General features: G+C 73.6%; 8 protein-coding genes. All 8 read right to left on the minus strand.

Translation table 11 applies throughout. The features are described 5' to 3' along the window. Nucleotides 1-89 precede the first annotated feature (89 nt). A complete protein-coding gene (locus OOJ91_RS28385; RefSeq protein WP_266249926.1) occupies nucleotides 90-2,237 on the minus strand; it encodes a primosome assembly protein PriA in 2,148 nt (715 codons plus the stop codon). 59 nt (nucleotides 2,238-2,296) lie between these two features. Beyond that, nucleotides 2,297-3,490: a methionine adenosyltransferase gene (gene metK / locus OOJ91_RS28390; RefSeq protein WP_266249927.1), complete on the minus strand. Its 1,194-nt coding sequence runs from the start codon at nucleotides 3,488-3,490 to the stop codon at nucleotides 2,297-2,299. A gap of 87 nt (nucleotides 3,491-3,577) precedes the next feature. Then, nucleotides 3,578-4,786 carry a bifunctional phosphopantothenoylcysteine decarboxylase/phosphopantothenate--cysteine ligase CoaBC gene (coaBC, locus tag OOJ91_RS28395; RefSeq protein WP_266249928.1) on the minus strand — a complete coding sequence of 403 codons (1,209 nt, stop codon included), beginning with the start codon at nucleotides 4,784-4,786 and terminating at the stop codon, nucleotides 3,578-3,580. Nucleotides 4,787-4,800: 14 nt separating this feature from the next. Next, the gene (gene rpoZ, locus OOJ91_RS28400) at nucleotides 4,801-5,064 is read right to left on the minus strand and encodes a DNA-directed RNA polymerase subunit omega (RefSeq protein ID WP_007075826.1); all 264 of its coding nucleotides are present in this window, start codon (nucleotides 5,062-5,064) and stop codon (nucleotides 4,801-4,803) included. Between the two features lie 64 nt (nucleotides 5,065-5,128). Next, on the minus strand, nucleotides 5,129-5,662 hold the full coding sequence (locus tag OOJ91_RS28405) for a guanylate kinase (protein WP_266249929.1): 534 nt from the start codon (nucleotides 5,660-5,662) through the stop codon (nucleotides 5,129-5,131). A gap of 25 nt (nucleotides 5,663-5,687) precedes the next feature. Continuing rightward, on the minus strand, nucleotides 5,688-6,005 hold the full coding sequence (mihF, locus tag OOJ91_RS28410) for an integration host factor, actinobacterial type (RefSeq protein WP_007458370.1): 318 nt from the start codon (nucleotides 6,003-6,005) through the stop codon (nucleotides 5,688-5,690). Nucleotides 6,006-6,183: 178 nt separating this feature from the next. After that, on the minus strand, nucleotides 6,184-7,020 hold the full coding sequence (gene pyrF, locus OOJ91_RS28415; RefSeq protein ID WP_266249930.1) for an orotidine-5'-phosphate decarboxylase: 837 nt from the start codon (nucleotides 7,018-7,020) through the stop codon (nucleotides 6,184-6,186). 65 nt (nucleotides 7,021-7,085) lie between these two features. Further along, nucleotides 7,086-8,360, minus strand: coding sequence for an adenosylmethionine--8-amino-7-oxononanoate transaminase (locus OOJ91_RS28420; RefSeq protein WP_266249931.1), 1,275 nt, complete (start codon nucleotides 8,358-8,360; stop codon nucleotides 7,086-7,088). Nucleotides 8,361-8,636 lie beyond the last annotated feature (276 nt).

Raw genomic sequence — 8,636 nt, forward strand, 5'->3', positions numbered from 1 at the left:
GGCGATGCTACCACCTCGACACCAGCGCCTTGCCGGACGCGGTGTGCGGGCACTGGGCGCCAGGCCGGGTTCCACAACCCGGAAAACGGTCAGAACAGGCTCAGCGGATCGACCTGGAGACGAACCGGGTCGGCGGCCTTGCGGGCGGCACGCACCCCGGCGGCCGAGTGCAGGGCCTCGGCGAGCGCGGCGGCCCGCGCCCGGGGCACCCGGACCAGCATCCGCTCCCGCCCCTCGTCGGCCGGCACCGGCCCGAGCACCTCGGCATCGCCGGGCAGCCGGGCCGCGGCGAGCAGGTCGGCGACCGCCTCGGCCGGACCGGTGACGCTCGCCATCCGTACCGCCGGCGGGAAGCCCAGCTCGCGGCGCTCGGCCAGCTCCCGGCCGGCGAACCAGGCGGCGTCCCAGCGCAGCAGCGCTTGCACCGGGGCGAGCGCGCCGTCGGCGACCACCACCACGCGGCCGGCCGGCGCCGGGCGGGCCAGGGCCGCGGCCGCCAGCCACCGGCGCAGCGCCTCCTCACCGGCCCGCAGGTCGGCCCGGGTCAGCAGGGCCCACGAGTCGAGCAGCAGCACCGCGCCGTAGCCGCCCTCGGCGGCCGGCTCGGCGCCGGGGGTCGCGACGACCAGGGCGGCCCCGCCGGGCACGTCGGTCAGCACCTCCTCCCGTCCCGAGGTCCGCACCGGCACGTCGGGAAAGGCCCGGCCCAGCTCCTCGGCGGTACGCCGGGCACCGGTCACCGCGGCCCGCAGCCGCCGCCCGCCGCACTCCGGACAGGCGTACGCGGCGGCGACCCGGGCGCACCACCGGCAGGCGGGGGTGCCGCCGGCCGACGGCAGCGCGAGCGGGCCCGCGCAGTGCGCGCAGCGGGCCGGGGTACGGCAGTCGGCGCAGGAGACCGAGGGCAGGTAGCCCCGGCGGGGCACCTGCACGAGCACCGGCAGATCCGCCCGCAGGGCGTCGCGGGCAGCCGTCCAGGCCAGGCTGGGCAGCCGGGCGGTGGCCGCACCGGGATCACGGGCGAGCTGCGGGTCGTCACCGGTCGGCGCGATGGCAGGTATCCGGGCCCGTACCGTCGCCCGGTCCGCGACCACCTCCCGGGCCCAGCCGGTCTCCAGCAGTAGCTGCGCCTCGGCCGTCCGGGCGTACCCGCCGACCAGCGCGCCGGCCTCGGCGAGCTGCGCCCGGGTGAGCAGCACGTCACGGGCGTGCGGATAGGGCGACCGGGGCTCGGAGTGCAGGTCGTCCCCGTCGTCCCAGACGGCGACGAGGCCGAGTCGGTCGACCGGGGCGAACATGGCGGCGCGGGTACCGATGACCACCGGCACCTGCCCGCGCCGGGCGGCGAGGAACGCCCGGTAGCGCCGGGCCGGCCCGAGGGCGGCGGAGAGGGTGACGTGCCGCCCCGGACCCAGCACGCCGGTCAGCGCGGCGTCGAGACGGTCGAGGTCGCGGGCGTCGGCCACCACGACCACGGCGCCGCGCCCACCTGCGACGGTGGCGGCCACCGCGTCGGCGTAGCGGGCGGCCCAGTCCTCCCCGGGCAGCGCGGACCAGACCGCGCGGGGCGCCCGGCCGTCGGTGAGCGCCCGCAGCAGCGCCGGACCGGTCGGGTAGTCCCGCCAGCCGCGCGGGTCGACCGGCTCGACGGCGGACACCGGCCCGACGGCGACCGGCTCGACGGCGGACACCGACCCGACGGCGACCGGCTCGACGGCGGACACCGACCCGACGGCCGGCACCGGCCCGACGGCGACCGGCCCGACGGCGGGCACCGGCCCGACGGCCGGCACCGGCCCGACGGCGGGCACCGACTCGACGGAGCCGGGGGCGGTGGACGCTTCAGCGGTCGCCGGGTCGCCTGTGGCACCGTCGAGGGCGGCGGCGTCCGGTGGGACGGACGCGCCTGTGGTGTGGGGTTCCTTCTCGACCCTGGCGTGCCGGGGTGGCACGGCGAGGCGGAGCACGTCGGCGAGGTTGCCCGCGTACCGGTCGGCGACCGCCCGGGCCAGCCGGGCGATCTCGGGCGCCAGCACCGGCTCGGGCGAGACGACCTTCTCCAGGTAGGCGAGCCGGCCGGTGTGCCCGGAGTCGTCGGCGCGCGACAGCAACCACCCGTCGACGAGCTGCCCGGCGAAGCGCACCTTCACCCGGGTGCCGGGCACCGCCACGTCGTCCAGCTCGGCGGGCACCAGGTAGTCGAACGGGCGGTCCAGGTGCGCCAGCGGGACATCCACGCAGACGCGCGCGACCGGCGACCCATCCGCGGGTCGCCGGTCGCTACGCCTGGTGGCGGTCAGGCTCCCGCGGCCGACTTGAGGTCGGCGGCCCGGTCGGTGCTCTCCCACGCCAGGTCCGGCAGCTCCCGGCCGAAGTGGCCGTACGCGGCGGTCTGCTGGTAGATCGGGCGGAGCAGGTTGAGGTCCCGGATGATCGCGGCCGGGCGCAGGTCGAACACCTCGGAGACGGCCTTCTCGATCGAGGCCACCGGCACGGTCTCGGTGCCGAACGTCTCGATGAACAGGCTCACCGGGTGCGCCTTGCCGATGGCGTAGGCGACCTGCGCCTCGCACCGCTCGGCCAGGCCGGCGGCGACCACGTTCTTGGCCACCCAGCGCATCGCGTACGCGGCCGAGCGGTCCACCTTGGACGGGTCCTTGCCGGAGAACGCGCCGCCACCGTGGCGGGCGTACCCGCCGTAGGTGTCGACGATGATCTTGCGACCGGTCAGGCCCGCGTCACCCATCGGGCCGCCGATCTCGAACCGGCCGGTCGGGTTGACCAGCAGCCGGTAGCCGTCGGTGTCCAGGCCGAGGCTCTCCAGCTCGGGAGCGATGACGGAGTCGCGCACGTCCGGGGTGAGCAGCGACTCCAGCGAGATGTCCGCGGCGTGCTGGCTGGAGACCACAACGGTGTTGAGGCGGACCGGGCGCAGCCCCTCGTACTCGATGGTGACCTGGGTCTTGCCGTCCGGACGCAGGTACGGGATGGTGCCGTCTTTGCGCACCGCGGCGAGGCGGCGGGCCAGCCGGTGGGCGAGCGCGATCGGCAGCGGCATCAGCTCCGGAGTCTCCGAGCAGGCGAAGCCGAACATCATGCCCTGGTCACCGGCGCCCTGCGCGTCCAGCGCGCTCTCCGACGCGCCGGTGCGCAGCTCGAAGGCGTTGTCCACGCCCTGCGCGATGTCCTCGGACTGCGCGCCGATGGAGACGCTGACCCCGCAGGACGCGCCGTCGAAACCCTTCTTCGACGAGTCGTAGCCGATGTCGAGGATGGTGCGCCGGACGATGGCGGGGATGTCGGCGTACGCCTTCGTGGTGACCTCACCGGCGATGTGTACCTGGCCGGTGGTGATCATGGTCTCGACCGCGACCCGGCTGTGCGGATCCTCGGCGAGCAGCGCGTCGAGGATGCCGTCGCTGATCTGGTCGGCGATCTTGTCCGGGTGGCCTTCCGTGACCGATTCGGACGTGAAGAGGCGGCGTGTCACGGCACTCCTAAGCGTGTGAGGTCGTTCCGCGGCAGTCTAGTCACCGCTGCGGCCGGTGTCGGGGTCGGTCGCGCGCTGTTCCACCCGTCAGGAGCGGTTGGCCAGCCGCGCCACGACGAGGTCCCACACGGTGTCGGCAACGGCCTCCTTGGCCTGCTCCGGCAGACGGCTCACCGAGCCGTCCGCGCCGATGACCGTCACCGTGTTGGTGTCGGCGCCGAAGACCCGGTCCGGACCGACCTCGTTGACCACGATCAGGTCGGCCCGCTTCCGGGCGAGTTTCGCCCGGCCGTTGGCCTCCGCGTCGCCGGTCTCGGCGGCGAACACGACGAGCACCTGCTCCGGTCGCTTGCGGTGGCCCAGCTCCGCAGCGATGTCCGGGTTGGTGACGAGCTCGATGGTGGGCGCCACACCGTCGTCCGACTTCTTGATTTTGCCAGGCGCGTACGCCGCCGGTCGGAAATCGGCCGGAGCCGCCGCCATCACGACCGCGTCGGCCTCGACGGCGGCCTTGAGGGTCGCCTCGCGCAGCTCGGCGGTCGTGCCCACCCGGACCAGGTCGACCCCGGCGGGGTCGGCGAGGGAGACGTTGGCCGTGATCAGCGTGACCCGCGCGCCCCGGGCGACCGCCGACCGGGCGAAGGCGTAGCCCTGCTTGCCGGAGGAGCGGTTGCCGAGGAAGCGGACCGGGTCCAGCGGCTCGCGGGTGCCGCCGGCGGTGACCACCAGCCGGCGGCCGGTCAGGTCGGCGGGGGCGGACACGCCCCGGGCGAGGACCTGGCGGGCGACCGCGAAGATCTCCGCCGGGTCGGGCAGTCGGCCCTTGCCGGAGTCGGCGCCGGTGAGCCGCCCGACGGCCGGCTCGATGACCCGGACGCCCCGGGACCGCAGCGTGGCGACGTTGGCGACGGTGGCCGGGTGCTCCCACATCTCGGTGTGCATGGCCGGGGCCAGCACCACCGGACAGCGGGCGGTCAGCAGCGTGTTGGTCAGCAGGTCGTCGGCGAGCCCGTGGGCGGCCTTGGCGAGCAGGTCGGTGGTGGTCGGCGCGACCACCACCAGGTCGGCCTGCTGGCCGAGGCGGACGTGCGGCACCTCGTGCACGTCGGACCAGACGTCGTCGGCGACCGGTTGACCGGAGAGCGCCGCCCAGGTCGGTGCCCCGACGAACTTCAGCGCCGAAGCGGTGGGCACGACACGGACCCGGTGGCCCGACTCGGTGAACAGTCGCAGCAGCTCACACGCCTTGTAGGCGGCGATGCCGCCGCCGACGCCGAGGACGATCGAGGCGGACATCGACCGGTGCGGGCTTACGGCTGGTCGGTCGGCTCGGCGGTGAGCAGGCCCGCGTTGATCTCGCGCATGGCGATGGAGAGGGGCTTCTCCTGCGGGGTGGTCTCGACGAGCGGGCCGACGTACTCCAGAAGGCCCTCACCGAGCTGGCTGTAGTAGGCGTTCACCTGGCGCGCGCGCTTGGCGGCGAAGATGACGAGCGCGTACTTCGACGTCGTCTTCTCGAGGAGCTCGTCGATCGGCGGGTTGGTGATGCCTTCGGGGTTGGCGATGGATCCCACGAATTAACCTCTGCGTCTTTCGAACCGCGCGGACGCGGTGCTGAGTCTCAACGGCTGCCGGCCGTCAGCCGCGTACACGCGACCAGGTCGGACCCGGATAAGAAGAACCGAGTAAGCCTACCAGCTCGCCGGCGACCCGATCGGTGTGGTCGTGCGTCAGGGTGTGTGCGAAGGCGGCGGCCACGGCGGCGTCGGGTCGGTGTCCGGGTGGGATCAGCAGCACCAGTCGCGCGGCGGGCACTCGCGCCCGCACCAACCGGGCCCCGGCGACGTCGAGCGGCAGCAGGACCGGCTGCCCGGCGTCGAGCCGGCCGCGCAGCGGCGGGTCGAGGGTGCCCCTGCGGTACGCGCCGATCCGGGACCACTCCAGCAGGTCTCCGGTGGCCACCCGGCGCTCGAACTCGGCCGGGGCGAGGAAGACGCGCTGCTCTCCGTCGACCTCCGGTTCCCGGCGCGGCCTGGTCGTTGCCGGCACCGGGATCCACACGGACGGGAAACGCGCCCGAACGAGCTCGACGACACTCTCCCTGCCGGAACCCGAAGGTCCAGCCAGGACAGTGAGCCGAGCCGCCGGGCGCGCCTCGTCATCCGTGCTCACTGCTTGTTTCTACACGCTGCCAGGTTCAGTTGGCGGCGAACTCTCCAAGCAGTGCCTTGCGCTGCTGCTCGCCGAGGCCACGCAGGCGACGGCTGTCAGCGATCTTGAGCTTCTCCATGATCTGGGTGGCCCGGATCTTGCCGATGCCCGGCATCGCCTGCAGGACGGCCGAAACCTTGAGCTTGCCGACGACGTCGTCGCTCTCGGCCCGCTCGAGGACGGCACCGAGGGTGGTCTTGCCCTGCTTGAGCTGCTCCTTCAGCTCGGCACGGGCCTTGCGGATCTCCGCGGCCTTCTCGAGCGCGGCAGCGCGCTGTTCGGGGGTCAGTGACGGGAGCGGCACCAGTTCTCCTCAGGTCCCTATCGCGGCGGGCGGGGCGCACCGCCGCATCTGTGAAACGTGGTGTCGCTGTGAACCAAGGGGTCCGTGGTTCCCAGCGCGGGGAAAACTAGCGGTCAACGGAGCTTTCGGCAACGTGGGCGCGCGATGATCATCGCAAAGTGACCGAGCCGTCAGTCAGTCAACGGGCAGCCAGAACGGCCCGACACTCGGCCGACACCCGGTCCGCGGCGGCCCGCAGGGCGTCGGCGTCCGGTCCCGCCGACAGGACCTCCCGGGAGTACGACGGGAGCACCGCGGCGAGGTTGGAACCGAAGACGGTGCGCAGATCGGCGGCACCCGCACCCTGCGCGCCGAGCCCCGGAGCGAGCAGCGGACCCCCCACACCGGAGAGGTCATGACCGGTGTCACCGATGGTCGCGCCGACCACCAGACCAAAGCTGCCGAGGGGGTCCGCACCCCGATTGAGCTGGGAAATCTCGTCGATCACGGTCTGCGCGACGGTCCGCCCGTCGGCCGTGCGGGCCCGCTGCACGGCCGCGCCCTCGGGGTTCGAGGTGAGGGCCAGCACGAAGACCCCGCCGCCGTGCTTCGCGGCCAACTCGAACATCGGCGCCAGCGAACCTACTCCCAGGTAGGGACTGGCCGTGACCGCGTCGACATACAGCGGGCTGGATGGATCAAGGTACGCGGAGGCGTACGCGCTGACCGTTGAGCCGATGTCGCCGCGCTTGACGTCCAGGAGAACGAGCGAACCGGCTTCCCGTAACTGTCGGATAGTTGACTCAAGGATCGCCACACCGCGGGATCCGAACCGCTCGAAAAAGGCCGACTGAGGCTTGACCACCGCAACCCGGTCACCGAGGGCGTCCACCACGGTCCGGGTGAACCGATCCAGCCCGTCGACGTCGTCCGCGAGGCCCCAGCGGGCCAGCAGACCGGGGTGCGGGTCGATGCCCACGCAGAGCGGCCCACGCTCCGCGACGGCCCGGTGCAGTCGGTTGCCGAAGCTCTCCATCGCGTACTTCCCCTCTTCTCGTCCGGGCGGCGGACCGCCTCGGCGTACTCGTTGACCGAAACCGTTCAGCCGGCCGCCACCGCCGCCGCAACCCCGGCCCCGATCCGGGCCAGGTCGTCGTCGTCGGTGACGTACGGCGGCATCGTGTAGATCAGGTCGCGGAACGGCCGCAGCCACACGCCGCGCGCGACGGCCGCCGCGGTGGCCGCGCCGAGGTCCACCTCGTGGTCGAGCTGGACCACACCGATCGCCCCGAGCACCCGCACGTCGACCACGCCCGGGGCGGCGCGCAGCGGCTCCAGGCCGGCGCGCAGGCCGGCGCCGACCCTGGACACCTGCGTCGCCCAGTCCCCGGCCCGCAGCAGCCCGATGGAGGCGTTGGCGACCGCGCAGGCCAGCGGGTTGCCCATGAACGTGGGCCCGTGCGCCAGCACGCCGTCGGCGGAGATGCCCCGGGCGACCTCCGCGGTGCACAGCGTCGCGGCCAGGGTCAGGTAGCCCCCGGTGAGCGCCTTGCCCACGCACATCACGTCCGGGGCCACCCCGGCGTGCTCGGCGGCGAACATCGCGCCGGTACGGCCGAACCCGGTCGCGATCTCATCGAAGATCAGCAGCACCCCGTGCGCGCGTGTCACCTCGCGCAGCACCCGCAGGTAACCGGGATGGTGGAACCGCATCCCACCGGCGCCCTGGACGACGGGCTCGACGATCACGGCGGCCAACTCGTCGGCGTGCCGCTCGACCGTCTCCACCAACGCCGCCACGTACGCCTCGTCGGGCGGGTCGGTGAAGCCGCCGGGCGGCACCGGGGCGAAGATCTGCCGGGGCAGCACGTCGCCCCAGAGATGGTGCATCCCGCCCTCCGGGTCGCAGACGCTCATCGGGTGGAACGTGTCACCGTGGTAGCCGCCCCGCCACGTCGCCAACCGGCGTCGCTGGGGTCGGCCGACGGCCCGCTGGTACTGCAGGCACATCTTCACCGCCACCTCGACGCTCACCGAGCCGGAGTCGGCCAGGAACACGTGCTCCAGACCCTCCGGAGTCAGGTCGACAAGTGTTTCGGCGAGCTGCACGGCCGGCTCGTGTGTGAGCCCGCCGAACATCACGTGGCTCATCCGTCCGAGCTGGTCGGTGACGGCCGCGTCAAGCACCGGGTGCCGGTAGCCGTGGATCGCCGCCCACCAGGACGACATCCCGTCCACCAACTCCCGCCCGTCGGCGAGGGTCAGCCGTACGCCCTCGGCGCCGCGCACCACGTACGGCGGGTTCGCCGGTGGCAGCGCGGCGTACGGATGCCAGACGTGCGCCCGGTCGGCGGCCAGGATCTCCTCGGGTGTCACACGTACTCCCCCTCCTCTTTTCGGCGCGGGCGTGTCTTTCCGCACGGACGTGCCGGGCCGTGGTGGTCAGGCGGCCGGATCGGGCGGTTCCCTCGCCCCCTCTGCTCTGCTTCATCGGACGCATCGCCCGGTGTCCGGATACCGGACGCCGACCGTTGCGGGGGTCGAAGCAGAGCAGAGGTGCGGCGAAGGGGGTGGGGACCTGACGCCGAGCGGATCGGGTCCAGCCCAGGGCCAGCCCGGCGCGGTGCCGGCACGGCGCTGAGGGCCGGGCCG

The organism is Micromonospora lupini, assembly GCF_026342015.1.
Classification (GTDB): Bacteria; Actinomycetota; Actinomycetes; order Mycobacteriales; family Micromonosporaceae; genus Micromonospora; species Micromonospora lupini_B.

Coding starts and splice junctions, on each gene's coding strand:
- coaBC (WP_266249928.1), bottom strand. CDS start 4,786: ATGTCCGCCTCGATCGTCCTCGGCGTCGGCGGCGGCATCGCCGCCTAC.
- pyrF (WP_266249930.1), bottom strand. CDS start 7,020: ATGGAGAGCTTCGGCAACCGACTGCACCGGGCCGTCGCGGAGCGTGGG.